Here is a 25,362-nt window from a genome sequence, read left to right as displayed (position 1 = left end):
TGTTGAACACGCGACCCGGACCTCCTTACGCGCTGGACAGTTTAAGAAGAGGGGTGGGGCCGGTCGGATGTCCCGACCGGCCCCGGCAAAGCTGTGTGACTACTTAGGCCATGCCTTCTCGATGTTGTCCAGCGTGGTCTTGGTGTCCTGGCCGGTGATCCACGCGGTCGCCTGCTTCCAGAACGCGTCCGAGCCCACGGCGGCCGGCATCTGGTCCGAGCCGTCGAAGCGGAAGGTCGCCTTCGGGTCGAGCAGGATGGTGCCCGCCAGCTTGTCGATCGGGTTGGTCAGGTTGTTCGGGTCGAGACCCTTGTTGGCCGTGACCCAGCCCGAGGAGAGCTTGGCCTTGGTGTTGGCCCACACGTCCGAGGAGAGGTAGGTCTGGAAGGCCTTGACCTCGGGACGGTCGGCGAACGCGACCACGAACTCACCGGCGCCGAGCACCGGCTTGGTGTTGGCGTCCTTGCCGGGCAGGTAGAACGCGAAGACGTCGCCGTCCTCGGCCACCTTGGTGCCCTTGTCGAAGTTGGCCGCGTAGAAGCTGGCCTGGCGGTGCAGCGAGCAGGTGCCCTGGGTGATCGGCAGGCCCGCGTCCTGGAACGTGGTGGTCGCGATGCTCTTGACGTCGCCCAGACCGCCGTTGACGTACTTGTCGTTCTTCAGGTAGCCGCCGACCGCGTCGAGCGCGGCGGTGGCCTCGGGGCCGTTGAACGGGATCTGGTGGTTGACCCACTTGTCGTACGTCTCCGGGTCGCTGGTCCGGAGCATGAAGTCTTCCATCCAGTCGGTGACCGGCCAGCCGGTGGCGTCACCGCTGCTGATGCCGGCGCACCACGGCTTCTTGCCGTCCGCGACGATCTTGTCGGTGAGCGCCTGCAGGTCGGCCAGCGTGGTCGGCACCTGGTAGCCGGAGTCCTTGAACTCCGACGGCGAGTACCAGACCAGGGACTTCACGCTGGCGCCGAGCGGCGCGCCGTAGAACTTGCCGTCGATCGTGGTGTAGGCCTTCCAGGCCTTGTCCCAGAACTTGTCGACGTTGGCCGCGGTCTCGGCCGGGGCCTCCTTGGCCTTGCCGGTCGCGACCAGCTGCTTGACCAGACCGGGCTGGGGCACGATGGCGAGGTCCGGCGGGTTGCCGGCCTTGGCCCGGACCAGGATCTGCGTCTCGAAGGACTTGTCACCCTCGTACTTGATGGTGGCGCCCGTGCAGTTCTCGAAGGGCTTGTAGGACTCCTTGTGCGGGGTGTCCTCGGGGGTCACGATGCCCGTGTAGATCGTGACCGTCTTGCCCTTGATGTCGCCGAACTTGGTGTATGGCGAACAGTCGATGGCCGACGCGGACGCATCCGTGCTGGCCGAACTGTCGGAATCGTCGCCACCGCACGCGGCGAGGCTGAAGACCAGCCCAGCGCTCAGCGTGCCGGCGAGCGCCGCCCGGCGAAAACGCGGGCTCGTAGATTGACCGAACATACCGCTCCCTATGTCAAATCGCGCCTCCGACGTCCGAAGACGTCGCCGTCCGAAGCGCTACTTGGACAACAGTCAAGAGGTAACCGGCACGTTGCGCAATGATTTCCGCTTGATCGACTCGATAACGATACGGCCGCGATGCACGGAGCAGCTTAACCGGTTAAGGAAGAACCGCAGGTCATGGCCCATAAAGGGCCTAGAGACGACCCTAGTCGCAAAGAGGCCACCCCGCTCGGTTATCGTCGAATGGACGAGAGCGGGGTGGCCTGATCGGACGAGGGCGGCCTGGCTGAGGTCAGCCGGCCATCGACAGGTACTTGAAGCCGAGGCGGGTCATGCGCTCGCGGCCGAGCACGTTGCGGCCGTCGAGAACGATGGGGGAGCGCATCAGCCCGACGACCTTGCCCCAGTCGAGCTCGAGGTACTGCGCCCACTCGGTGACCAGCACGACGGCGTCGCAGTCGTCGAAGGCGCCGTCGATGGTCTCGCTCAGGAAGGGCGCCAGCTCCGGCTGCTCCCGCTTGAAGCGCTCGCCGGCGATCGGGTCGTGCAGGCGCACCCGGGCCCCGCGGGCGATGAGCAGGTTGGCGATGTCCAGCGAGGGCGAGTCGCGCAGGTCGTCGGTGTTCGGCTTGAACGCGATGCCCAGCAGGCCGATCCGCCGGCCCTTGAGGATGCGCAGCTCGTCCTGCAGGCGCTCGACCGCGATGGCCCGCTGGCGCTGGTTGATGTCGCGGGCGGCCTGCACGATCGGCATCTCGTAGTTGTACTCGGAGGCCGTCGCGATCAGCGCCTTGGTGTCCTTGCCGAAGCAGGAGCCGCCCCAGCCGACGCCGGGCTGCAGGAAGCGCGAGCCGATGCGCTGGTCGAGGCCGATGCCCCGGGCGACCTCGGCGATGTCGGCGCCGACCTTGCCGGCCAGCTGGCCGATCTCGTTCACGAAGCTGATCTTCAGCGCCAGGAAGGCGTTGGCCGCGTATTTGATGAGCTCGGCCGAGGCGAGGTCGGTGGAGACCAGCGGCACGGCGGTCGTGTCGTCGGGCCGGGGCGCGAAGCTGGGCGCGGTGAAGGTCTGGTTGATGATCGGGCGGTAAAGCCGGTTGAGCACCTCGAGGCTGCGCGGATTGTCCGAGCCGATGACGATTCGGTCCGGAAAGAGCGTGTCGTGGATGGCGTTGCCCTCGCGCAGGAACTCGGGATTCGAGGCGACGGAGAATTCGCAGCTTTCCGGGCGGTTCTCGCGAACGGCAAAAGAGTCGCGCAGAATGGCGTCGACCCAGTTTCCGCTGCCGATCGGGACCGTCGACTTGTTGACCACGACCGTGAAGTCGTTGTCCAGGTTCTGCGCGACGCTCTCGGCCGCCGAGCGCAGGTAGCGCAGGTCGGGGCTGCCGTCGGCGGCGGACGGGGTCTGCACGGCCACGAAGACCACGTCCGCGCCCGGCACGGCCTCGGCGTACGACGTGGTGAAGCTCAGGTTGGCCGCGGCCTCGGCCAGCAGGTCGTCCATGCCGGGCTCGTAGATCGGGCAGTGTCCGGCGCGCAGCATGTCGACTTTGCCCTGATCCAGGTCGACGCAGGTGACCTGGTGGCCCAGGAAGGCCAGGCTGACCCCGGTGGTGAGCCCGACATAGCCCGTGCCGACAACGCAAACCTTCATCAAACGCTCCTCCACCGCGGTGGTCCGGCGGCCGCCCTGGCCGGCCGGCCCTTCTGACACAGCGAACGCCACGCCGCCCTGGTAAACAATGCCAGATGATACACAGCGTAGAAAAACGCCCGGCAAATCCTTGACGTACGGTATTCAGTTCATTCCTAAGAGTTGCCGACGTTTTTTCGCGATTCACCGGCCTCAATAGCCCTTCGGCTTGCCCGCAGGCCTGCAGGTATGCCCGTTCGCGGCGCGTCGAACCCCCGCACGGTGCCCAAAATATGCACGATTGTCAACTCCCGGTTTCCAGGTCTTGACAGCGGTATGTCGGCGACTCACGCTCTTGGGAGCGCTCCCACTATGACGTGCATCGATGGAAGGGGCCGGATGAGGCGCTCCACCCTGGCTGCCACCGTTGTCGCTGTCCTGCTCAGTGCCGTGGTGATGGTCCTCGCCCGGCCCCTGACGGCCACCGCGGCAGCCGTGGATCCGTACGCCTGGAAGAACGTCCGTATCGACGGTGGCGGCTTCGTTCCGGCCGTCGTGTTCAACCCGGGCGAGCGGAACCTGATCTACGCGCGCACCGACATCGGCGGCGCCTACCGCTGGAACGAATCCGGGCAGAGCTGGACGCCGCTGCTCGACTGGGTCGGGCAGGACAACTGGGGCTACAACGGCGTGGTCAGCATCGCGCCCGACCCGGTCGAGACGAACCGGGTCTACGCGGCAGTCGGGATGTACACCAACAGCTGGGACCCGAACAACGGCGCCATCCTCCGATCCTCCGACAAGGGGAACACCTGGCAGATCACCACCTTGCCGTTCAAGAACGGCGGCAACATGCCCGGGCGCGGCATGGGGGAGCGGCTCGCCGTCGACCCGTACCACAACAGCACGGTCTACTACGCCGCCGAAGGCGGCAACGGCCTGTGGCGCAGCACGAACTACGGCGCGACCTGGGCCGAGGTCACCGCGTTCCCGAACGCCGGCAACTACGTGCAGGACCCGAACGACGCCAACGGCTATCTGAGCCAGAACCAGGGCCTGACCTGGGTCGCCTTCGGCGCGGCGAACCAGATCTACGTCGGCGTGGCCGACAAGCAGAACCCGGTCTACCGCTCGCTCGACAACGGCGTCACCTGGGAACGTGTCCCCGGCCAGCCGACCGGCTACATCGCGCACAAAGGCGTCGTGCAGGGCAACTACCTGTTCATCGCGACCAGCGACACCGGCGGCCCGTACGACGGGAGTGCCGGCCAGGTGCAGCGGCTCGACCTGACCACCGGGGCCTGGACCGACATCTCGCCGACGCCCGCCTCCGAGTCGCCGTACTACGGCTACTCCGGCCTGACGGTCGACAAGCAGAAGCCGGGCACGCTGATGGTCGCCACCCAGATCTCCTGGTGGCCCGACGCCATCTTCTTCCGCAGCACCGACTACGGCGCCACCTGGACCCGGATCTGGGACTTCGCCGGTTATCCGTCGGTCACCAAGCGCTATGCGCTGGACATCTCGGCCAACCCGTGGCTCGACTTCAACACCAACCCGCAACCGCCGGAGTCGACCCCGAAGCTCGGCTGGATGAACGAGACGCTGGCCATCGACCCGTTCAACTCCAACCGGTTCCTGTACGGGACGGGCGCGACCGTGTACGGCTCGGCGAACCTGACGAACTGGGACAGCGGCGGCACGGTCACGATCAAGCCGATGGCCAAGGGGCTCGAGGAGACCGCCGTACTGGACCTGGCCGCTCCGCCCTCCGGGGCGCCGCTGGTCAGCGCGCTCGGTGACATCGGCGGCTTCCACCACGCGTCGCTCGACACCGTCCCGGCCAACTTCCACGACACGCCCAGCCTGGGCAGCAACACCAGCCTCGACTTCGCCGAGCTCGACCCGGGAGTGTTCGCGCGGGTCGGCAACGCGGACGCGGCCCCGCACATCGGCATCTCCAGCGACGGCGGCAAGAACTGGTACCAGGGCCAGGAGCCGTCCGGGGTCACCGGCGGCGGCACGATCGCGGTCGGGGCCGACGCGACGGCGATGGTCTGGTCACCCCAGGGCGCCGGCGTGCACTACAGCACGACCCGGGGCAGCTCGTGGACCGCGTCGACCGGGGTGCCGGCCGGGGCGATCGTCGAGAGCGACCGGGTCGACCCCAAGGCCTTCTGGGCGTACGCCGCCGGCACGCTCTACACGAGCAAGGACGGCGGCGCGACGTTCACCGCGTCGGCGGCATCGCTCCCGAGCAGCGGACGGCTGCATTTCAAGGGTGTGCCGGGGGCGGCGGGCGAAGTGTGGTTCGCCGGCAGTACGGGGCTGTTGCGGTCGACCGACTCGGGCGCCACCTTCACCAGGATCCCGTCGGTGACGTCGGGCATCAACGTCGCCTTCGGCAAGGCGGCGCCGGGCGCGTCCAAGCCGGCCGTCTATCTGGTCGGCACGGTCGACGGGGTGACCGGGGTCTTCCGCTCCGATGACTCCGGCGCGAGCTGGGTGCGGATCAACGACGACGCCCACCAGTACGGAAACGCGGGTGACGCCCTCGCGGCCGATCCGAACGTCTATGGCCGCGTCTACCTCGGCACCAACGGCCGCGGCATCCTCTACGGCGACAAAACGGGCACAACTCCCACGACCCCACCGACGACTCCACCCACCACTCCACCCACCACCCCGCCGACGACTCCTCCCACCACCCCGCCGACGACTCCTCCCACCACGCCGCCGACGACCCCGCCCACCACGCCGGCCGGGGGCTGCTCCGCCGCGTACAAGGTCACTGGGCAGTGGCAGGGGGGTTTCCAGGCCGAGGTGACCGTGAAGAACACCGGGACGGCGGCCGCCACCGGCTGGAGCGTCGGCTGGACCTTCGCCGGGGGCCAGACCCTCACCAACGCCTGGAACGCCAACGCCACCCAGAGCGGCGCCGCGGTGACCGCCCGCAACACCGGCTACAACGGCGCGCTCGCCGCCGGCGCCTCCACCACCTTCGGTTTCCTCGGCAGCGTCGCCGGAACGAATAACCCCGTCCCCTCTCCCGTCAGCTGTGCCCTCTCCTGAGAAAGGAACTCCCCACGTGCGAGCACGACAACTAGCCAGAAGACGCCTGCGCCGCGGGCTGGCCTTCACCGGCGCCGCCGTCCTCGGCGCCGGCGTGGCCCTCGCGGCCGGCACCCCCGCCCTCGCCGCCCCCGGCTGCACCGTCGTCTACAAGGTGCAGAGCCAGTGGTCCGGCGGCTTCACCGGCGACATCGCCATCACCAACACCGGTGACCCGCTGACCAGCTGGAAGCTCGAGTACGACTTCCCCGACGCCGCGCAGAAGGTCAGCCAGGGCTGGAACGGCACGTACGCCCAGAGCGGGCAGCACGTCACCGTCACCAACGCGGCCTGGAACGGCGGCATCGGCACCAACGGCACGGTCAGCACCGGCTTCAACGGCACGTTCGGCTCGGCCAACCCGGTGCCGACCTCGTTCACCCTGAACGGGGCGCCCTGCAACGGGGCGGTCGCGGCGCCGAAGGTCGAGATCACCAGCCCGGCCGCGAACACCCGCTACACCGCGCCCGCCTCGATCCCGATCACGGCCACGCCGACGGTGGCGGGCGGCGGCTCGGTCAGCAAGGTCGAGTTCTACCACGACGGGCTGCTCATCAACACCGACACGGCGGCCCCGTACACGTACACCTGGACCGGCGTCCCCAGCCAGGCCGCCGCCTACCACCTGCAGGCCATCGCCTACGACGCCAACGGCGTCAAGAGCAACACGGCCGACGTGCCGGTCTTCGTCGACGCGGCCACCACGCCGGCGATCGTGGCCGACGCCACCTCGGTCACCGTCTCGCCCGGCGGCAGCGCCACGGTGAAACTGGCGCTCTCCAAGGCGCCCACGGCCGACGTGACCGTCGCGGTCGCCCGCAGCGCCGGCGCCACCACGGTGTCGGCCACCCCGGCGTCGCTGACCTTCACGCCGACGAACTGGAACACCGGCCAGACCGTCACGATCGCGGCCACCAGCGCGGCCGCCCTCGGCGCGACCGCCACGTTCTCGGCCACCGCGAGCGGGCACACCGCGGCCTCGGTGAACGCCACCGTGGCCCAGCAGGGCTCGGCCGACGCCCGGTTCACCCAGCTCTACAACGACATCAAGAACCCGGCCAACGGCTACTTCAGCCCGGACGGCGTGCCCTACCACTCGATCGAGACGCTGATCGACGAGGCGCCCGACCACGGCCACGAGACGACCTCCGAGGCGTTCAGCTACTGGCTGTGGCTCGAGGCCGAGCACGGGCACGCGGCGGGCGACTGGGCGCCGTTCAACAGCGCCTGGGCGACGATGGAGAAGTACATCATCCCCTCGCACGCCGACCAGCCGACCAACGACAAGTACGACGCGTCCAAGCCGGCGACCTACGCGGCCGAGTACCCGCTGCCGTCGCAGTACCCGTCGCAGCTCGACAACAGCGTCTCGGTCGGCAGCGACCCGCTGGCCTCGGAGCTGAAGAGCGCGTACGGCACCTCCGACATCTACGGCATGCACTGGCTGCTCGACGTCGACAACGTCTACGGCTTCGGCCGGTGCGGTGACGGCACGTCGAAGAACGTCTACATCAACACGTTCCAGCGCGGCCCGCAGGAGTCGACGTTCGAGACCGTGCCGCAGCCGTCCTGCGACACCTTCAAGCACGGCGGCCCGAACGGCTTCCTCGACCTGTTCACCAAGGACGCCAGCTACGCCAAGCAGTGGAAGTACACCAACGCCCCGGACGCGGACTCGCGCGCGGTGCAGGCGGCCTACTGGGCGTACACCTGGGCCACCGAGCAGGGCAAGCAGTCGCAGATCTCCTCCGCCGTGGCCAACGCGGCCAAGATGGGTGACTACCTGCGCTACTCGTTCTACGACAAGTACTTCAAGCAGCCGGGCTGCGCGTCCACCTCCTGCGCCGCGGGCACCGGCAAGAACGCCTCCAACAACCTGATGTCCTGGTACTACGCCTGGGGCGGCGCGACCGACACCAGCGCCGGCTGGGCGTGGCGGATCGGCTCGAGCACGAGCCACTTCGGCTACCAGAACCCGATGGCCGCCTACATCCTGAGCAACGTCAGCGCCTTCGCCCCGAAGTCGCCGACCGCCAAGGCCGACTGGCAGGCCAGCCTCAACCGGCAGCTCGAGTTCTACCAGTGGCTGCAGTCGTCCGAGGGCGCCATCGCAGGCGGCGCGACCAACAGCTGGAACGGCAGCTACCAGGCCCGCCCGGCCGGCACGCCGACGTTCTACGGTCTCGCCTACGTCGAGGCCCCGGTGTACGAGGACCCGCCGTCGAACCGCTGGTTCGGCATGCAGACCTGGTCGCTGGAGCGGCTGGCCGAGTACTACTACACCACCGGTGACGCCAAGGCGAAGTCGGTGCTGGACAAGTGGGTGCCGTGGGCCCTGGCCAACAGCACCATCAGCGCCACCGACTTCTCCATCCCGTCCGACATGGAGTGGTCGGGCGCCCCGGCCACCTGGAACCCGTCCTCGCCCGCGGCCAACACCAACCTGCACGTCACGGTGACCAGCAAGGGCCAGGACCTCGGCGTGGCGGGGTCGTTCGCCAAGCTGCTGACCTACTACGCGGCCAAGTCGGGCAACGCGGCGGCCAAGACCGCGGCCAAGAACCTGCTCGACGCGATCTGGACCAAGAAGGACGCCAAGGGCGTGTCGGTCACCGAGACCCGCGCCGACTACAACCGCATGGACGACACCTACAACGCCTCGACCGGCCAGGGCATCTACATCCCGCCGGGCTGGAGCGGCAAGATGCCCAACGGCGACGCCATCAAGCCGGGCGTGTCCTTCCTGGACATCCGTTCCTTCTACAAGAACGACCCGGACTACCCGAAGGTCGAGGCCTACCTGAACGGCGGCCCGGCGCCGACGTTCAACTACCACCGGTTCTGGGCCCAGGTCGACGTCGCCACCGGCTACGCCGACTTCGCCCGCCTGTTCCCGAACGGCTGAAGGGAGTGACAATGAAGAGATTCTTCGTCTACGCCGTCACGGCTCTGGTTGCCTCCACCGCCGGTCTCGTCATCGCTTCGGGCGCGGCCCAGGCTCATGGCGCGATCATGGTGCCCGGCAGCCGCACCTGGCTCTGCTACAAGGACGGCCGCAACCCCACCACCGGGGCGATCGAGCCGACCAACGCGGCCTGCGCCGCGGCGGTGGCCCAGAGCGGCACGACCTCGCTCTACAACTGGTTCGCCGTGCTCCGCTCCGACGGGGCGGGCCGGATGGACGGCTTCATCCCCAACGGTGAGCTCTGTTCGGGCGGCACCGGCGGCCCGTACAACTTCACCGGCTTCAACCTGGCCCGCAACGACTGGCCGGTGACGCACCTGACCACGGGGGCGACGCTGGGCGTCAAGTACAACAACTGGGCCAAGCACCCGGGCACGTTCCGGCTCTACATCACCAAGGACAGCTGGAGCCCGACCCGGGCCCTGGCCTGGAGCGACCTGGAGTCCACGCCGTTCGACACGGTGACCAACCCGCCGGACAACGGCGGGCCGGGCAGCGACGACGGCTACTACTACTGGAACGCCAAGCTGCCGTCCGGCAAGAGCGGCCGTCACCTGATCTACTCGGTGTGGCAGCGCTCGGACAGCAACGAGACGTTCTACGGCTGCTCCGACGTCGTCTTCGACGGCGGCAACGGCGAGGTCACCGGCATCCGGGGCAGCGGCACCACGCCCGGCACGCCGACGCCCACGACGCCGGTGCCCACCACGCCGGGCACGTCGCCGTCGAACCCGCCGGCCGGCTCCGACTGCTCCGCGATGTTCAACATCACGGGCACGTGGAACGGCGGCTTCCAGGCCGAGGTGATGGTGCACGCCGGCACCGCGGCCATCGGCAAGTGGACGGTGACGTGGACCTGGCCGGGCTCGCAAGGCCTGACCCAGGCCTGGAGCGGCACCGCCAGCAGCAGTGGATCGCTGGTGACGGTCAAGAACGCCAGCTGGAACGGAACGGTGGCGGCGGGCAGCCATACGACGTTCGGCCTGATCGGCTCGGGCAGCGCCCCACCGAGCGTCGACAACCTGGCCTGTACGACGGCCTGACCCCTCCCTGATCCCGGCGGCGGCACGAGACTTCTCGTGTCGCCGTCGGCGTTTGCCTACGACGAAAGTTCCGACGATTATCGCGAACGTTTCAACGTCATGTGTTGGCCATGATCGGCTCGTCACGTCTTGACGACATAGATGAGCACCTTTACGTTACGAGGGTCCGCTCGATTTGTTTCCGAAACTTCCGGCCCCTTTTGTGCTCCCGTCCCCACCTCCGCCGCTGTCCCCGCTGCCGAGAAGGAGCCTCATGCCCACCCGACGAGAACTCCTCGCCCTCACCTCCGGCGCCGCCGTCACCGCCGCGGCCTCCGGGCTGGCCGCCCCCGCCCCCGCCTCTGCCACCTCGCCCGTTGCGCACGACGCCGACTGGGTGGCCTCGTGGGCGGCCGCGCCCACCACCATCCCGCCCACCCCGCCGCTCGTGCTGGCCGCGCAGACCGTCCGCCACGTCGTCCACCTCAGCGCCGGCGGCGACGAGCTGCGGGTGCGCATCACCAACGAGTTCGGCACCACCCCGCTCCGGGTCGGCGCCGTCCGCGTGGCCCTGCGCGCCGGCACCGGCGCCAGCACGGCCATCGTCCCCGGCACCGACCGCCGGGTCACCTTCGGCAACCGGGCCGACGTGATCCTGCCCGCCGGGGCGCCGCTGCTCAGCGACCCGGTCCGGCTGCGCGTGGCCCCCGGCGCCGACCTCGCGGTCAGCCTGTTCCTGCCGGCCCGCACGCCCGTGACGACGCTGGCCGCGTTCGCCTTCCAGGACAACGTGATCGCCGACGGGGACGTGACAGCGGCCCGCACGCTCACCCCCGTACAGGCCATCGGTCAATATCTCTTCCTCTCGGGCGTCGCCGTCCGCGACCGGGGCTCGGCCATCGTCACCCTGGGTGACTCGATCACCAACGGCGCCAACACCCAGAACAACCTCAACCACCGCTGGCCCGACCTGCTGGCGGCCCGCCTGCGCGCGGCCGGCCTCGAACGCGGCGTGGCCAACGTGGGCATCTCGGGGAACCGCCTGCTGCACGACCCAAACCCGGCCGCCGGGAGCGATGCCGAGACGTTCGCGGCCTACTTCGGTCACAGCGGTCTACGGCGCTTCGACCGGGATGTGGTCGCCCAGCCCGGGGCGCGCCATCTGATCGTGCTGCTCGGGGTGAACGACCTGGGCCACCCGGGCACGGTGGCCCCGGTCAACGAGGTGGTCTCGGCCGACGACCTGATCGCCGGGCACCGGCAGCTGATCGCCCGCGCCCACGCGGCCGGGATCACCGCGATCGGCGGGACGATCCTGCCGTTCAAAGGCGACACGCTCGGCTTCTACTCGGAGGCCAACGAACGAAAACGCGACGTCCTCAACCGCTGGATCAGAGCCGGCGGCGAATACGACGCCGTCGTCGACTTCGACCGCGCCATGGCCGACCCGGCCGACCGCCTGCGCCTCAACCCCGCGTACGACAGCGGCGACGGACTGCACCCCAACGACGCCGGCATGGCCGCGATGGCCGAGGCCGTACCCCTGAGGTTGTTCAAATGAGAACCGTGTTAGCAGTCGCCGCCGCCCTGACCGCGACGGTCGTCCTGGTCCCCGGGACCGCGCAGGCCGCGAGCGCCGCGCTCTCCACGGGCGGCTTGTCCTCCGCGGGTGCCCTGTCCTCAGCAGGCGGCCTGTCCTCCGCGGGCGCCGCGCCATCGTCCTCGCCTGCGCGAGGTTCCTCGGCCGCCACCACCGACTACATCGCCACCCGCGCCGGCGCCGGCCGTTTCCCGCTGGTCGCCCGGGGCAAGGCGGCGCCGATCGTGGTGAGCACAGCCGACTACGCGGGCGTCATCCGCGTCGTCGACGATCTGCAGTCCGACATCGAGAAGGTCACCGGAGTCCGGCCCACAGTTGTCCACAGCGGTTCGCCGGCCAGTGCTGGTTATCCACAGGCTGCTGACACGATCTTGGGCGGATCCGGGATAATTGCCAGAGGCGGGGGCCCCCATGGGAGGGCGGGCTCCGCGGCCAGGGGCGCGGCGGGCGACCCGGTGATCGTCGGGACGATCGGCAAGAGTCCGCTGATCGACCAGATCATCGCGCGGGGCAAGCTCGACGTCCGCGCCATCGCCGGCAAGTGGGAGACCACGGTCGAGCAGGTTGTCACCGATCCGCTGCCGGGGGTCAAGCGGGCCTTCGTCATCGCCGGCAGCGATCAGCGCGGCAGCATCTACGGCGCCTACGACGTCTCGCGGAACATCGGGATCTCGCCGTGGCACTTCTGGGATGACGTGCCGGCCGCGCATTCCGGCGAGCTCTATGTGCTGCCGGGGCGGCATACGCAGGGCACGCCGAAGGTCAAGTACCGGGGTTTCTTCATCAACGACGAGAACCCGGCCACCGGGACCTGGGCGCCGGGCTTCTTCGGGCCGGGTAAGGCGCCCGGCTATCCGGGGGGCCTCAACGCCGCGTACTACGAGAAGGTCTTCGAGACGATGCTGCGGACGCGGGCCAACTATCTGTGGCCGGCGGTGTGGGGGCGCGCGTTCGCCGAGGACGATCCGGCCAACCATGCCACCGCGAGCTTCTACGGCGTGGTGATGGGCACCTCGCACGAGGCGCCGATGATGCGCGGCATCGAGGAGTGGAACCGGCACCCGCAGGGCACGGGGGAGTGGAGTTTCCGCCGCAACCCGGACGCGATCAAGGCGTACTGGCGGGACGGCGCCGAGCGCATGCGGGATCAGAACATCGAGGGTGTGATCACGCTCGGCATGCGCGGGAACGGCGATGTGTCGCTGCCGGACGGGGACGGCATCGACCTGATGTCGTCGATCATCGACAGTCAGCGGCAGATCCTGCGGGAGACCGGGCTGATCGACCGGCCGCAGGTGCAGACGCTCTACAAGGAGGTCCAGCGCTACTGGGACAACGGCTACCGCCCGCCGGACGACGTCACGGTCGTGTTCTGCGACGACAACTGGGGCAACATGCGCCGGCTGCCGACGACCGAGAAGCGCAGCGGTGGCTACGGGCTGTACTACCACTTCGACTACGTGGGCGACGGCCGCAACTACAAGTGGGCGGACACGGTCAACATCACGAACACCTGGGAGCAGCTGCACCGGGCGTACACCTCCGGGGTTGACCGTCTGTGGATGGTCAACGTGGGTGACCTGAAGAACGAGGAGCTGCCGACCCAGTTCTTCCTGGACTACGCGTGGAATCCGGATTCGCTGCCGGTGAGCGCGCTCGACGATTGGCATCGCCGCTTCGCGGCGCAGAACTTCGGGCCGTCGCTGGCGCCGGCGATTGCCGACCTTCTGGAGACGTACGGGCATTTGCAGTCCCGCCGCAAGCCGGAGTTGCTCAATCGCCGGATCAGCACGAACCCGGCCACCGGCGAGGTGACCTACAACGACGAGGCGAGCCCGTTCAGCCGTACCGCCTATGCCGAGATGGACCGGGTGACCGAGGAATGGCTCGCGCTCGCCCGCCGCGCCACCCAAGTGAGGAAACGGGTGCCAGGAGCGTGGCAGGACGCGTTCTATCAACTCGTCTACTACCAGATCAAGGACACGGCGATCGTCTACGACCTGCGCCGGGCCGAGTTCACCAACATCGAGTACGCCGGGCAGGGGCGGGCCGCCACCAACCGGCTGGCCGATCGGGCCGAGGCCTTGTTCGCCGAGGATCAGGCGATGAGCCGCTATTACAACGAGGTGCTGGCCGGCGGCAAATGGAAGGGCTGGCAGACCCAACCCAAGATCGGGTACGGGAATGTGGCCCGCTACGGCCCGAACGCGCCGTGGCAGCAGCCCGAATTGAACAATGTGGCGCTGCCCGACGAGATCTACCCGTACCTCAAGCGCATCGAAGTGCCGGAAACCGCGGCGCTGGGTGTGCTGCCGGTGCTGCCGTCGTCGCTCAGCCCGTGGTCCTCGGATTCCTCGGCCCATTTGGAGATCTACAACAAGGGCCGCACGCCGTTCGCCTACGACGTTTCCTCGACCGCTCCCTGGCTGCGGTTGACGCCGGCCAAGGGCCGGGTGAGTGACGAGGTCCGGGTCGCGGTGCGTGTCGACTGGAAGCGGGCGCCGGCCGGAGTGACGACCGTGCCGGTAACGGTGAGTGGCGCCGGCACCTCGACCACGGTCGACGTCAAGGTGGAGAAGCCGCGGGTCGCACCGGCCGGTTTCCTCGAGGCGGGCGGCTACGTCGCGATCGAGGCCGACCACTACACCCGCAAGTCCGGTTCCTGGCAGCTGCTGCCGGACATCGGCCGTACGGGGAACGGGCTCACGCCACGGTCGGAGAACGCGTCGCTCTCGTACACGTTCACGGTGACCGGCGATCAGCCGGTGCGGATCTCCGCGTACCTCTCGCCGCGCAACAGCGTCTACACGCCGGACGGTGTCCGCTACGGGATCTCGGTCGACGGCGGCCCGCCGCAGATCGTCAACATCACCACGGCCACCGGCGCCAACGACACGACGATGAACCGCCAGTGGGCCCGCAACACCTCGGACAACATCAACATCACCACGTCCGTCTTCGATCTGGCCGGCCCGGGGCGGCACACGGTGACGTTCCACGCCGTCGACGCCACGGTCGTCCTCCAGCGGCTGGTGATCGACACGGGTGGGCTGCAACCGTCGTACCTCGGCCCGCCCGAGAGCCGGAGGTCCTGACATGCGCAGAAGAACCCTTCTCGCCCTCGGGGGCGCCGTCGGTGGCGCGGCGGTCCCGGCCGCCGCCGCGCTGCCGGGCCGGTCGTCACGGCGTACGTCCTGGGTCCACACCTGGACCGCCATGCCGCAGCTGACCGAGCCGAACAACGTGCCGCCGGCGCCGTTCGCCACGCTGGCCGACACGACCCTGCGGCAGACCGTGCATCTCACCCTGGGCGGTCGCCAGCTGCGGGTGCGTTTCTCCAATGCGTTCGGTACGGGTCCTCTCGCGCTCACCGCCGCCTCGGTCGGGCGGCCGATCGACGGCCGCGCCGGTGTGCCCGCGGCCTCGCAGATCAAGCCGCTCACCTTCGGCGGCCGGCGCTCGGTGGTGATCCCGGTCGGCGCGCAGATCGTCTCCGACCCGGTCGCGCTCACGGCCGGCGCCGGCGCGAACCTGACCATCTCGGCCTACCTGGCCACGGGCGTGAGCGGCGACGCGGTCACCGGGCATCCGGGTTCGCGCACCACCTCGTACCTCATCAAGGGTGACCGCACCGCCGAGAGTGACCTGCCGGGGTCCGTCCCCGTCGATCACTGGTATCTGATCAGCGCGGTCGAGGTGCGGTCGGACGCGCCGGCGCTGGCCATCGTCGGTGACTCGCTGACCGACGGGCGCGGCTCGACGACCAACGGCAACGACCGCTGGCCCGATCAGCTCCTCGCCCGCGGTACGAGGATCGCGGTGCTCAACCAGGCGGCCGGTGGCAACCGGGTCCTCAACGACGGTCTCGGCCCGAACGTGCTGGCCCGCCTCGACCGCGACGTGCTGGCGGTGGGCGGCGTCGACCGGATGCTGCTGTTCGAGGGCGTCAACGACATCGGCACCGCCGCGGCCACCGAAGAGGCGCAGAAGCAGGTGGTCGACGATCTGCTGGTGGCGTACGAGCAGATCGTGCTCCGCGGTCACGCCGCCGGCCTGACCGTCTACGGCGCCACCCTGACCCCGTTCGGCGGGAACACCGGCTACGACGACCCGGACGGCCTGCGGCGGCGCTCCCGCCGCACGGTCAACGCCGCCCTGCGCCACCTCTTCGACGACGTGGCCGACTTCGCCGCCGCGGCCCAGGACCCGGCCGCGCCGGAACAGCTCCTACCGGCCTACGACACCGGCGATCACCTTCACCTCAACCCCGCCGGTTACGCCGCCCTGGCCCGGGCGGTACCCCGGCATTGGCTCTGACCTGCCCTGTGCGGCTCTGACCTACTCGAAGCGGCTCGGGTCTCCGGCGCCGACGCGGAGGATCTCCGGGTCGCCGTCGGAGAGGTCGACGACCGTGGTCGGCTCGGTGCTGCCCTCGCCCGAGTCGACCACCGCGTCGAGCTGATGGTCCAGGGTCTCCTTGATCTCCCAGCCCATCGTCATCGGCTCCTCCTCGCCCGGCAGCAGCAGGGTGCTGGAGACCAGCGGCTCGCCCAGCTCGGCCAGGATGGCCTGGGCCACCACGTGGTCGGGGATGCGGGCGCCGACCGTCTTCTTCCGGGGGTGCAGCAGGCGGCGCGGCACCTCCTTGGTGGCGGGCAGGATGAACGTGTACGGGCCCGGGGTGCTCGCTTTGACCAGGCGGAACGACGCGTTGTTGATCTGCACGAACTGCCCGAGCTGCGCGAAGTCGCGGCACATCAACGTGAAATGATGGCGCTCGTCCAGATGCCGGATCTCCCGGATCCGGTCGAGCCCGTCCTTGTTGCCCATCCGGCAGCCCAGCGCGAAACACGAGTCCGTCGGGTAGGCGATCAGGCCGTCCCCGCGGATGATGTCCACCGCCTGCCGGACGGCGCGGGGCTGCGGATTGTCCGGATGCACGTCGAAATACTTCGCCACCCGCGAAGTCTAGTGAGTGAGGCCGCCGAACGTGATCGACTCCCCGCGCATCACCGCCGTCACCGTCCCCGGCTTGGACGGCTCCGGCCCCGGCCACTGGCAGACCCTGCTCGACGCCGACCCTTCCTTCGTGCGCCTCCAGCCCGCGTCGTGGAGCAACCCGTCGCTGGACGACTGGCTGGCCGCCCTGGACCGCGCCGTGGCCGTCGCCGACCACCCGGTCCTGGTCGCCCACAGCCTCGGCACCCTGACCGTCGCCCACTGGGCGGCCCGCCCCGACCGCCCCCCGGTCGCGGGCGCCCTGCTGGTCGCCATCCCCGACCCCGCGGGCCCCGCGTTCCCGCCCGCCGCCGCCTCGTTCCGCGAACCGCCCCGGACCAAGCTGCCCTTCCCCTCGATCGTGGTGGCCAGCACCAACGACCCGTACGACAAGTCGGGCGCCGCCGCCGCGTACGCCGAGGCCTGGGGGAGCCGCTTCCTTGACCTGGGCGACGTAGGCCACATCAACCCCGACGCCGGCTACGGCGAGTGGCCCCTGGCCCAAACCCTGATCGACAGCCTGCGCCGCCCAGCCGCATAGCGAGGCCGCGACGGGCCGTGCGGCGACGTCACTGCTGGGTGATCTCGTGCACGATCCGGTCGAGGAGCTGACGCGGCGGCTGCGAGGGCACGACGCGGCGGGGGAGGCGGTCAGGCGGCCCGCGGCCGGGTAGCGATGGCGTGCACGACCGCGGCCATGTCCGCGTTGCCGTGGCCCAGGTCGAGGCTCTCCGCGTACAGGTCACGGCAGACTTCCAACAAGGGCATGGCGGTACGGGCCGCGTCCACGATCAGCTCGTTGTTCATCAGGACGTCGCGGACGGACGCCTGCACCGCGAAGTCGCCGTCGGCGAGTTTGGCCGTCTTGGCGCGGGACATCGTGCTGGCCATGGGGCCGGCGTCGATCACCTGCCGCAGCAACGCGACGTCCAGGCCGTGGCCCGCGGCGAAGTGGAACGCCTCGGCCAGCGCGGTCACCTTGCCGATCAGGTACGTGTTCACCGCCAGCTTCATGAGCAGTGCGCCCGGCAGGGCGCCGCAGTCGAACGCCTGCGCGCACATGGGCGCCAGCAACGGGCGTACGGCCGCCAGATCCTCAGGGTCTCCCGCCAGCATGGCGACCAGGGCGCCGGCCTCGGCCGGGCCGCGGGAACCCGAGACCGGGGCCTCGACGTAGCGGCCGCCCGCGGCCCGGATCCGCGCGCCGAGCGCCGCCGAGTAGGCGGGCGCCGTCGTTCCCATGTGGACGATGAGACGGTCACGGACGAGCGGCAGCGGCAGAACGGCGTCGATGGCCGGGGCGCCCGACAGCATCATGATCACGGTTTCGGCGCAGTCGAAAACCTCGGCCGGGTCGGCTGCCCGGCGTGCCCCCGGCGGGGTTTCCCGTGCGGGCGTACGGCTCCAGACGATCAGATCGGTGCCGGCGCGAGCCAGGTTGGCCGCCATCGGCCCGCCCATCACGCCGAGCCCGAGGAATCCCACTGTCATGACGCCGAGGCTAGGAGCCCGCGGGCCGCGGCAACCGATCCAATCGGGCCGCATTGGTTCGCGCCATCCGAAACGCGACGTGCCCGGGTCCGCCCGCGTGACATGCTGCAGGGCATCCGGCAGCGACCACGACGGGGGAGCCCCTTCATGGCAGTGACCGCCAACCTCGACGCCCTTCTCGACGAGCCGTACCGTTCCCTCGACCTGAAAGACCTCGTGGCGGCCCCGGTCTCCGCGCTCTCCGGCGTCAGCGAGGAGGAGGCGCAGGGCCTGGCCCTGGCCTTCGGCATCAACACGATCGGCGACCTGGCCGACAACCAGTTCATCCGCGCCGCGGTCGCCATCACCGCCCTGGCCAAGGTCATCGAACCCCCGGCGTGAAGCGTCTCGCCCTGCTCCTGCTCATCATGGCGGTCGCCGGCTGCACCGACCAGGCCATCTGCCGCAACGGCGAATACCCCGCGACCCAGCTCGGCTCCACCGGCCGCACCTGCGTCCCCAACGGCCAGGAACCACCCCCGGGGTACGCGCGTTTCCCGCCCGGCCAGGAGCCGAGACACACCGACGACGAGTGGGACACGTACTGGCGCACCCACATGCTCGACAAGACCGGGGCGGTCGTGCCGGCCGGTTAGCTTCCGTCGCCGTTGTCGCCGCCACCGACCCGGATCGCGTCGGACATGCGGGGCCGCCGGCCGGTCCGGGAACGGGCACGGCCCCCGCGACGAGACGCGGGGGCCGTGTGAAGTGCGGTTGCGGTCAGCTGGTGGCGTTGAGGACGATGGCGCCCAGGATGACGCCGAGCACGCCACCGGCAGCGCCGGCCGCGGCGGCGTACCAGCCGAGGGGGCGGTCGCCGAGGTAGCCGCCGACGAGGCCGAGGACCACGGCGGCGAGGCCGAAGATGATCGGCACGAAGAGGATGGCTACGGCGGCGAAGACGAACGCGAGGATCGTGCAGACGCGGGCGCCGGTGATGCTGCCACTGCGGCGGGTCGTCACCTGGGTCATCGTTTTTCCTTTCCCCGTACGAGTCGTGGTGTGTCCTCTGTGTACCCACCCCTCACGGGGAGTCAAACCACCTACGGCGTGGTGCCCCGGCTGCACGTCAGCCTCGTGCTCGTCAGGCCGGTCGCAGGGGAACGGGCCGGTGAACCAGGGACGAGCGCGGGTAGATCTGGTGGACGGCGCTCACCGCACGCCGCCCATCAAGCGGCGCAGCCACGGGCTCAGCGCGAACAGCACGCCGCCGAGGACGATGGCGATCAGGCCCAGGATCCCGAAATACGCGACCTCGTGGTCCTCGCTGTAGTAGCCGGCCAGCGTGCCCGACAGGGCGGTGCCGAGCGCGACCGACAGGAAGAACAGCGCGACCATCTGGGTCTGGAAGGCGCGCGGGGCGAGCTTGGTCGACAGCGACAGCCCGACGGGGGAGAGCAGCAGCTCGGCGATGGTGAAGACGAGCAGGATGCCGGTCAGGCCGAGCAGCGGCACGCTCGGGTTTCCCGCGAACGGCAGGAACAGCAGGAACGCCAGACCCATGACCGCGGTGCCGGCCGCGAATTTCACCGGTGTGGACGGCTGCCGGTCGCCGAGCTTGGTCCAGATCGCCGCGAAGACGCCGGACAGGATGATGATGAAGACCGGATTGATCGACTGCACCCACGACACCGGCATCGTCCAGCCGAAGATGTCCCGGTCAAGCCTCTTGTCCGAATAGATCGTGACCACGGTGAATTGCTGCTGGTAGAGCGACCAGAAAGCGGCCGACGCGACGAACATCGGGATGAAAGCGAAAACCCGCCGCCGTTCCACGGAGTCGATCTTGCGGGACGACAGGATGACGGCGAAGTACGCCACAGCCGCGCAGATCGACAGAACAACCACGATGTCCGACAAGTGGTCGGCCGGGATCAGCCCGGTGAAGGCGAGCACCGCGACGACCGCCATGACCGCCAGCGCGATGCCGACGACCAGCGGCCGGCGGGAGGCGGGCAGCGGATTGGCCACTCGACTCGCCGCCGGCGGCAGGCTGCGCCGCGTCAGCGCGTACTGGGTGAGCCCGAGCGCCATCCCCACCGCCGCCAGCGCGAAGCCCCAGTGGAACCCGGCCTCCTGCTGCAGCACCCCGGTCAGCAGCGGCCCGACCAGCGCGCCCAGGTTGATGCCCAGATAGAACAGCGAGAACCCGGCGTCGCGCCGCTCGTCGCCCTCGGCGTACAGCGTCCCGACGATCGCCGTCGCCGTGGCCTTGACCCCGCCGCTGCCCAGCGCGATCAGGATCAGCCCCGTCGCCACGCCCGGAATGTCAGGGATCACCGCCAGCGCGATGTGCCCGCACATCACCAGAACCGCGCTGCCGAACAGTACCTTCTCCGGCCCGAAGAGCCGTCCGCGCACCAGGCTCCGATCACCGTGGCCAGATAGACCGACCCGCCGTACGCCCCGACGATCGACGTCGCCGTGCCCTCGTCGATCCCGAGCCCGCCCCGCGACGCCTCGTAGTACAGGTAGATCAGCAGGATGCCCTGCATGCCGTAGAAGGAGAACCGTTCCCACAGCTCAACCCCGAAAAGGTTGGCCAGCGGGCGCGGCTGCCCGAAGAAGGTGCGCTCGGTCGTCGTCTCTACCATTGGCGGGGGATACCCAGCCGGACGAGACTAAGAGCGTGGAAACTGAACTCTTCATCGGCGGCAAGTGGGTCCCCTCCTCGACCGGGGACCGTTTCGACGTACGGGACCCCGCGACGGGCGAGGTGATCGCCACGGTCGCGGACGGGTCGGAGGCCGACGCGATCGCCGCGGTGGACGCGGCGGCCGAGGCGGGCCCGGCCTGGGCGGCGACGGCCCCGAGGGTACGCGGTGAGGCGCTGCGCCGGGCCTGGGAGCTGATGACCGAGCGGGCCGACGACCTGGCCAAGCTCATCAGCCTGGAGAACGGCAAGGCCCTGACGGACGCCAAGGGCGAGGTGACGTACGCGGCGGAGTTCTTCCGCTGGTTCGCCGAGGAGGCGGTGCGCGGGGCGGGCGACTTCGCCACCGCTCCGTCGGGCGCCAACCGGATCCTGGTGACCCGTCAGCCCGTCGGCGTCTGCGTGCTGGTCACCCCGTGGAACTTCCCGGCCGCCATGGCCACCCGCAAGATCGGCCCGGCCCTGGCCGCCGGCTGCACGGTCGTGCTCAAGCCGGCCAGCGACACCCCGCTGACCGCCCTGGCCATGGCCGCCATCCTGGCCGAGGCGGGGGTGCCCTCGGGCGTGGTCAACGTGCTGCCCTCACGCAGCTCGGGCAAGGTCGTCGGCAAGATGCTCAAGGACCCGCGGGTACGGAAACTGTCGTTCACGGGCTCGACCGAGGTCGGCCGCATCCTGCTCGCCCAGGCGGCCGACAACGTGATCAACACGTCGATGGAGCTGGGCGGCAACGCGCCGTTCCTGGTCTTCGCCGACGCCGACCTGGACGCGGCCCTCGAGGGCGCCATGATCGCCAAGATGCGCAACGGCGGCGAGGCCTGCACGGCCGCGAACCGCTTCTACGTCGAGCAGTCGGTGGCCGCGGCCTTCAGTGAGAAGCTGGCCGAGCGCATGTCGGCGCTGCGGGTCGGCCCCGGCACCGACGAGAACACGCAGGTCGGCCCGCTGGTCAACGAGGACACGGTCGGCAAGGTGGACAGCCTGGTGAAGGACGCCCTGCAGGGCGGGGCCACCGCGGCCACCGGCGGCACGCGCCCCGACGGCCCCGGCTACTACTACCCGCCGACCGTGCTGACCGGGGTCGCCCCGGACGCGCCGATCCTCAAGGAGGAGATCTTCGGGCCGGTGGCGCCGATCGTCACCTTCACCGACGAGGCGGAAGCGGTGCGGCTGGCCAACGACACCGAGTTCGGCCTGGTGGCGTACGTCTACACCCAGGACCTGGCCCGGGGCCTGCGGGTCAGCGAGGCGATCGAGGCCGGCATGGTCGGGCTCAACCGGGGCCTGGTCAGCGACCCGGCCGCGCCGTTCGGCGGCGTCAAGCAGAGCGGCATCGGCCGCGAGGGCGGGCACGAGGGCCTGCTCGAGTACCTCGAGTCGAAGTACATCGCCGTCAACTGGTGATGGCTTTCCTCATCCGCACGAGCGGCACGGGGGCGCCCCCACGGGCGTCCTCGAGCCGCTCGACCACCGTGAAGCCGTAGCTCTCGTACAGGGGCTGCCCGGACAGCGTCCCCATCAGCTCCAGGGTCGTGAAGCCCTCCGCGGCCGCGGCCTGCTCGCAGAGCGACAGGATCAGCCGGCCCACGCCCCGCCGCGTGTGATCCGGGTGCGTGTACATCGCCCGTACCTTGGCCGGGTCCTTCGCCGGATCCAGCAGGCCCGCGTCCCGGCCGGCCGAGTGGTCGCCGCCGTAGAGCGTGGCCCGCCGGCTCCACCCACCGCAGCCGGCGATCTCGCCGTCCTCCAGCACGACGAAGTAGGTCTTGTCGTCGATCAGCTGCGTGTCCAGCCCCATGATCGCGTTGCTGCTGGCCACCTGCTCCGGCGTCAGGAACTCCTTCTGGTTCACCGAGATCGCCGCCGCGATCAGCGGTCTCAGCGCTTCCAGATCATCCATCCCGGCCACCCGGCTCGTCAGCGTCATGACCGCCATCTTCCTCCACGTTGGAGTCGACTGCTATTGTGCTAGTTACCTAGTTAAATAGAAGGGTCAAGGATGATCGAGTTTCACCTGGACGCGCGATCCGGTGTCGCGCCCTACCTGCAGTTGATCCAGCAGGTTCGGCACGCGTTGCGGCTCGGCCTGCTCAAGGAGGGCGACCGGCTGCCCACCGTCAAGGACGTGGTGGCCCGCGTGGCGATCAACCCCAACACGGTGCTCAAGGCCTACCGCGAGCTGGAGTACGAGGGTCTCGTCCAGCCCCGCCCCGGCCTCGGCACCTTCGTCACCCGCACGCTGGCCGGCGACGACGAGGCGATCGCGGCCCACGGGCCGCTGCGCCGCGAGCTCACCGACTGGCTCGGCCGGGCCCGGGCCGCCGGTCTCGACGACGAGGACGTCGAGGCGCTCCTGACCAGCACCTTTCGTGAGTTTTCGGAAGAACGAGCGGGGAGACGGGGATGACTGACGCCGTCGTCACCACCACCGGGCTGACCAAGCGCTACGGGCGCCGGACCGCCCTCAGCGACTGCACCCTGGACATCCCGGCCGGCCACGTGGTCGGCCTGGTCGGCCCGAACGGGGCCGGCAAGTCGACGCTCCTGCAGCTCACCTGCGGCCTGCTCACGCCGACCGCGGGCGCCATCGAGGTGCTGGGCGAGACCCCGCACACCGGCTCCCCGCGCATCGGCTTCGTCGCGCAGGACACCCCGGTCTACGGCCACCTGACCGTCGCCGACCACCTGCGGTTCGGCGCCCACCTCAACCCGGGCTGGGACAAGGCGCTGGCGGAGGAGCGCATTGCCGAGCTCGGCCTCGACCCGGCCCAGCGGGCCGGCAAGCTCTCCGGCGGCCAGCGAGCCCAGCTGGCGCTCACCCTGGCCATCGCCAAGCGGCCGGAGCTGCTGCTGCTCGACGAGCCGGTGGCCGCGCTCGACCCGCTCGCCCGCCGTGAGTTCCTGCAGGGCCTGATGGCGTACGCCGCCGAGCACGGCACCAGCGTCGTCATGTCCTCGCACCTGGTGGCCGATCTGGAGCGGGTCTGCGACTACCTGATCGTCCTGGTCGGTTCGCGGGTCCGGGTCCACGGCGACGTGGAGGAGCTGCTCGGCACCCACCACCGGCTGACCGGCCCGCGCCGCGACCCCGGCACGCTCGGCGCCGGTCGCCACGTGGTCCAGGCCAGCCACACCGACGTGCAGTCGACCCTGGTCGTGCGGAGCACCGCGCCGGTCGACGACCCGTCGTGGGCGTCGGACCGGCTCGACCTGGAGGACCTCGTCCTCGCGTACATGACCGCCGAGGCCGGCGCCGACGGCCGCGACCGAGTCCTGGAGAAGCGATGATCTGGCTGACCTGGCGGCAGTTCCGCGTCCAGGCCTGGGCGGCGGCGGCCTTCGCCGTCGTCGTCGCGGCCGCGCTGGCCGCGACCGGGCCGCACCTGTTCGACCTCTATCGGAGCAGCGGCCTCGCCGACTGCACGGCCGACTGCCGCGACCTCGCCGACAGTTTCATGCTCCAGGCCGACAAGGGCCTGACCAACGTGCTGTACGCGGTGGGCACGATCGGGCTGTTCGCGCTGCCGGCGGTCGTCGGCGTCTTCTGGGGCGCGCCGCTGGTGGCCCGCGAGCTCGAGACCGGCACGCACCGGCTGGTCTGGAACCAGACGGTGTCGCGCCGGCGCTGGATCCTGACCAAGCTGATCGGGGTCGGCCTGGCCACCGTCGTCACCGCGGCCGTGCTCAGCGCGGTCGTGACCTGGTGGGCGGCCCCGTTCGACGTGGCCAACGACGGCCGCCTCGCGCCGGCGCTGTTCACCGGCCGGGGTGTCGTTCCGATCGGCTACGCGGCGCTGGGGTTCGCGGCCGGGGTGCTGATCGGCATGCTGCTCCGGCGGGCCGTCACGGCCATGGCGGTGACGCTGCTCGCGGTCGCGCTGATTCAGCTCGCGGTGCCGTTCCTGATCCGGGAGCACCTCGTCACCCCGGTGACGGCGTCCGTCGCCTTCGACCCGCGGCAGATCCAGTCGATGGGCATCAGCTCGGACAACTCCATCACCGTGCGGATGGCCGCGCCGGTCCAGGGCGCCTGGGAGCTGTCGAACGTCACCGTCCGGCCGGACGGCGAGCAGTACCGCGGCCCGGTCGACCCGGCCCGGTGCGGCCGTGAAGCCGGCCCCCGGACCTGCAACGAGTACCTCGGGACCCTGAACCTCAGGCAGGAGGTCACCTACATCCCGGCCGACCGGTTCTGGGCCCTGCAGTGGCGCGAGTTCGGGCTGCTCGTGGTGGTGGCGGGGCTTTTGTCGGCGTTCAGCCTGTGGTGGGTCCAGCGCAAAGTGGCATAGCGCCCGATTCCGGCCGTCCTTCCGGACTTCACCCGATCGGCGCGGTGGTGGCCGCCCCGCCGCCGCCGCGTCCGATTCGGCGATT

21 protein-coding genes are annotated in these 25,362 nt (G+C 69.9%); 13 read left to right on the top strand and 8 right to left on the bottom strand.

Annotated elements, in window-relative coordinates:
- Positions 1-99: 99 nt before the first annotated feature.
- Entirely contained in the window at positions 100-1,470 is a 1,371-nt protein-coding gene (locus AB0J66_RS06185) for an ABC transporter substrate-binding protein (protein ID WP_364656183.1), read from the bottom strand.
- 295 nt (positions 1,471-1,765) lie between these two features.
- Positions 1,766-3,130: a UDP-glucose/GDP-mannose dehydrogenase family protein gene (locus AB0J66_RS06180; protein ID WP_364656181.1), complete on the bottom strand. Its 1,365-nt coding sequence runs from the start codon at positions 3,128-3,130 to the stop codon at positions 1,766-1,768.
- Between the two features lie 378 nt (positions 3,131-3,508).
- On the opposite strand from AB0J66_RS06180, the gene AB0J66_RS06175 reads away from it, so the two are divergent.
- From AB0J66_RS06175 to AB0J66_RS06150, 6 genes are all read left to right on the top strand, one after another.
- On the top strand, positions 3,509-6,181 hold the full coding sequence (locus AB0J66_RS06175) for a cellulose binding domain-containing protein (protein ID WP_364656179.1): 2,673 nt from the start codon (positions 3,509-3,511) through the stop codon (positions 6,179-6,181).
- 16 nt (positions 6,182-6,197) lie between these two features.
- Positions 6,198-9,125, top strand: coding sequence for a glycoside hydrolase family 48 protein (locus AB0J66_RS06170; protein ID WP_364656176.1), 2,928 nt, complete (start codon positions 6,198-6,200; stop codon positions 9,123-9,125).
- Positions 9,126-9,136: 11 nt separating this feature from the next.
- On the top strand, positions 9,137-10,228 hold the full coding sequence (locus tag AB0J66_RS06165; protein ID WP_364656173.1) for a lytic polysaccharide monooxygenase: 1,092 nt from the start codon (positions 9,137-9,139) through the stop codon (positions 10,226-10,228).
- 253 nt (positions 10,229-10,481) lie between these two features.
- Entirely contained in the window at positions 10,482-11,768 is a 1,287-nt protein-coding gene (locus AB0J66_RS06160) for an SGNH/GDSL hydrolase family protein (RefSeq protein ID WP_364656170.1), read from the top strand.
- Positions 11,765-14,902, top strand: a complete 3,138-nt coding sequence (locus tag AB0J66_RS06155; protein ID WP_364656167.1) for a glycosyl hydrolase 115 family protein — start codon at positions 11,765-11,767, stop codon at positions 14,900-14,902. Before AB0J66_RS06160 ends, AB0J66_RS06155 begins: the two co-directional genes overlap by 4 nt.
- A gap of 1 nt (position 14,903) precedes the next feature.
- A complete protein-coding gene (locus AB0J66_RS06150) occupies positions 14,904-16,124 on the top strand; it encodes a GDSL-type esterase/lipase family protein (protein WP_364656164.1) in 1,221 nt (406 codons plus the stop codon).
- Between the two features lie 21 nt (positions 16,125-16,145).
- Here the strand turns inward: AB0J66_RS06150 and AB0J66_RS06145 are convergent, their stop codons facing one another.
- Positions 16,146-16,766 carry an L-threonylcarbamoyladenylate synthase gene (locus tag AB0J66_RS06145; protein WP_364656162.1) on the bottom strand — a complete coding sequence of 207 codons (621 nt, stop codon included), beginning with the start codon at positions 16,764-16,766 and terminating at the stop codon, positions 16,146-16,148.
- Positions 16,767-16,797: 31 nt separating this feature from the next.
- On the opposite strand from AB0J66_RS06145, the gene AB0J66_RS06140 reads away from it, so the two are divergent.
- Positions 16,798-17,346 (top strand): alpha/beta hydrolase, encoded by a 549-nt coding sequence (locus tag AB0J66_RS06140; protein ID WP_364656160.1) that lies wholly within the window; start codon positions 16,798-16,800, stop codon positions 17,344-17,346.
- A gap of 110 nt (positions 17,347-17,456) precedes the next feature.
- Here AB0J66_RS06140 and AB0J66_RS06135 read toward each other — a convergent pair whose 3' ends face one another.
- Complete coding sequence (locus tag AB0J66_RS06135) at positions 17,457-18,296, bottom strand: NAD(P)-dependent oxidoreductase (protein ID WP_364656157.1); 840 nt, start codon at positions 18,294-18,296, stop codon at positions 17,457-17,459.
- Positions 18,297-18,443: 147 nt separating this feature from the next.
- On the opposite strand from AB0J66_RS06135, the gene AB0J66_RS06130 reads away from it, so the two are divergent.
- The gene (locus AB0J66_RS06130) at positions 18,444-18,677 is read left to right on the top strand and encodes a hypothetical protein (protein WP_364656155.1); all 234 of its coding nucleotides are present in this window, start codon (positions 18,444-18,446) and stop codon (positions 18,675-18,677) included.
- Positions 18,674-18,931, top strand: coding sequence for a hypothetical protein (locus AB0J66_RS06125; RefSeq protein WP_364656153.1), 258 nt, complete (start codon positions 18,674-18,676; stop codon positions 18,929-18,931). Before AB0J66_RS06130 ends, AB0J66_RS06125 begins: the two co-directional genes overlap by 4 nt.
- Before the next feature lie 124 nt (positions 18,932-19,055).
- On the opposite strand, the gene AB0J66_RS06120 is transcribed toward AB0J66_RS06125, so the two are convergent.
- The 3 genes from AB0J66_RS06120 to AB0J66_RS06110 all read right to left on the bottom strand — a co-directional run bounded on the left by AB0J66_RS06120 (position 19,056) and on the right by AB0J66_RS06110 (position 20,929).
- A complete protein-coding gene (locus tag AB0J66_RS06120) occupies positions 19,056-19,307 on the bottom strand; it encodes a hypothetical protein (protein WP_364656150.1) in 252 nt (83 codons plus the stop codon).
- 180 nt (positions 19,308-19,487) lie between these two features.
- The gene (locus tag AB0J66_RS06115; RefSeq protein ID WP_364656148.1) at positions 19,488-20,696 is read right to left on the bottom strand and encodes an oligopeptide:H+ symporter; all 1,209 of its coding nucleotides are present in this window, start codon (positions 20,694-20,696) and stop codon (positions 19,488-19,490) included.
- Entirely contained in the window at positions 20,639-20,929 is a 291-nt protein-coding gene (locus AB0J66_RS06110) for a hypothetical protein (RefSeq protein ID WP_364656145.1), read from the bottom strand. The genes AB0J66_RS06115 and AB0J66_RS06110 overlap by 58 nt, the downstream gene beginning before the upstream one ends.
- A gap of 35 nt (positions 20,930-20,964) precedes the next feature.
- Between AB0J66_RS06110 and AB0J66_RS06105 the strand changes: the two genes are divergently transcribed.
- Complete coding sequence (locus AB0J66_RS06105; RefSeq protein WP_364656143.1) at positions 20,965-22,392, top strand: NAD-dependent succinate-semialdehyde dehydrogenase; 1,428 nt, start codon at positions 20,965-20,967, stop codon at positions 22,390-22,392.
- On the opposite strand, the gene AB0J66_RS06100 is transcribed toward AB0J66_RS06105, so the two are convergent.
- Complete coding sequence (locus AB0J66_RS06100) at positions 22,382-22,915, bottom strand: GNAT family N-acetyltransferase (protein ID WP_364656141.1); 534 nt, start codon at positions 22,913-22,915, stop codon at positions 22,382-22,384. The genes AB0J66_RS06105 and AB0J66_RS06100 overlap by 11 nt on opposite strands.
- 72 nt (positions 22,916-22,987) lie before the next feature.
- Here AB0J66_RS06100 and AB0J66_RS06095 point away from each other — a divergent pair, with 72 nt between their 5' ends.
- From AB0J66_RS06095 to AB0J66_RS06085, 3 genes are read left to right on the top strand one after another with little or no spacing between them, the layout of a single operon-like run.
- Positions 22,988-23,395 carry a GntR family transcriptional regulator gene (locus AB0J66_RS06095; RefSeq protein ID WP_364656139.1) on the top strand — a complete coding sequence of 136 codons (408 nt, stop codon included), beginning with the start codon at positions 22,988-22,990 and terminating at the stop codon, positions 23,393-23,395.
- A complete protein-coding gene (locus AB0J66_RS06090; protein ID WP_364656137.1) occupies positions 23,392-24,276 on the top strand; it encodes an ABC transporter ATP-binding protein in 885 nt (294 codons plus the stop codon). The genes AB0J66_RS06095 and AB0J66_RS06090 overlap by 4 nt, the downstream gene beginning before the upstream one ends.
- The gene (locus AB0J66_RS06085; protein ID WP_364656134.1) at positions 24,273-25,277 is read left to right on the top strand and encodes an ABC transporter permease subunit; all 1,005 of its coding nucleotides are present in this window, start codon (positions 24,273-24,275) and stop codon (positions 25,275-25,277) included. Before AB0J66_RS06090 ends, AB0J66_RS06085 begins: the two co-directional genes overlap by 4 nt.
- Positions 25,278-25,362: the final 85 nt, after the last annotated feature.

Source organism: Actinoplanes sp. NPDC049598 (assembly GCF_040675435.1).
Classification (GTDB): Bacteria; Actinomycetota; Actinomycetes; order Mycobacteriales; family Micromonosporaceae; genus Actinoplanes.
Note: the sequence above shows the minus strand (reverse complement) of the source record. Positions and strands in the feature narration are given on the sequence as shown.

Bases quoted from the DNA above. Each gene is read 5' to 3' on its own strand.
- AB0J66_RS06165 (WP_364656173.1), top strand. From the start codon at position 9,137: ATGAAGAGATTCTTCGTCTACGCCGTCACGGCTCTGGTTGCCTCCACC.
- AB0J66_RS06180 (WP_364656181.1), bottom strand. From the start codon at position 3,130: ATGAAGGTTTGCGTTGTCGGCACGGGCTATGTCGGGCTCACCACCGGG.
- AB0J66_RS06090 (WP_364656137.1), top strand. From the start codon at position 23,392: ATGACTGACGCCGTCGTCACCACCACCGGGCTGACCAAGCGCTACGGG.
- AB0J66_RS06130 (WP_364656155.1), top strand. From the start codon at position 18,444: ATGGCAGTGACCGCCAACCTCGACGCCCTTCTCGACGAGCCGTACCGT.
- AB0J66_RS06175 (WP_364656179.1), top strand. From the start codon at position 3,509: ATGAGGCGCTCCACCCTGGCTGCCACCGTTGTCGCTGTCCTGCTCAGT.
- AB0J66_RS06095 (WP_364656139.1), top strand. From the start codon at position 22,988: ATGATCGAGTTTCACCTGGACGCGCGATCCGGTGTCGCGCCCTACCTG.
- AB0J66_RS06185 (WP_364656183.1), bottom strand. From the start codon at position 1,470: ATGTTCGGTCAATCTACGAGCCCGCGTTTTCGCCGGGCGGCGCTCGCC.
- AB0J66_RS06085 (WP_364656134.1), top strand. From the start codon at position 24,273: ATGATCTGGCTGACCTGGCGGCAGTTCCGCGTCCAGGCCTGGGCGGCG.
- AB0J66_RS06110 (WP_364656145.1), bottom strand. From the start codon at position 20,929: ATGGTAGAGACGACGACCGAGCGCACCTTCTTCGGGCAGCCGCGCCCG.
- AB0J66_RS06100 (WP_364656141.1), bottom strand. From the start codon at position 22,915: ATGACGCTGACGAGCCGGGTGGCCGGGATGGATGATCTGGAAGCGCTG.
- AB0J66_RS06135 (WP_364656157.1), bottom strand. From the start codon at position 18,296: ATGACAGTGGGATTCCTCGGGCTCGGCGTGATGGGCGGGCCGATGGCG.
- AB0J66_RS06160 (WP_364656170.1), top strand. From the start codon at position 10,482: ATGCCCACCCGACGAGAACTCCTCGCCCTCACCTCCGGCGCCGCCGTC.
- AB0J66_RS06120 (WP_364656150.1), bottom strand. From the start codon at position 19,307: ATGACCCAGGTGACGACCCGCCGCAGTGGCAGCATCACCGGCGCCCGC.
- AB0J66_RS06155 (WP_364656167.1), top strand. From the start codon at position 11,765: ATGAGAACCGTGTTAGCAGTCGCCGCCGCCCTGACCGCGACGGTCGTC.
- AB0J66_RS06150 (WP_364656164.1), top strand. From the start codon at position 14,904: ATGCGCAGAAGAACCCTTCTCGCCCTCGGGGGCGCCGTCGGTGGCGCG.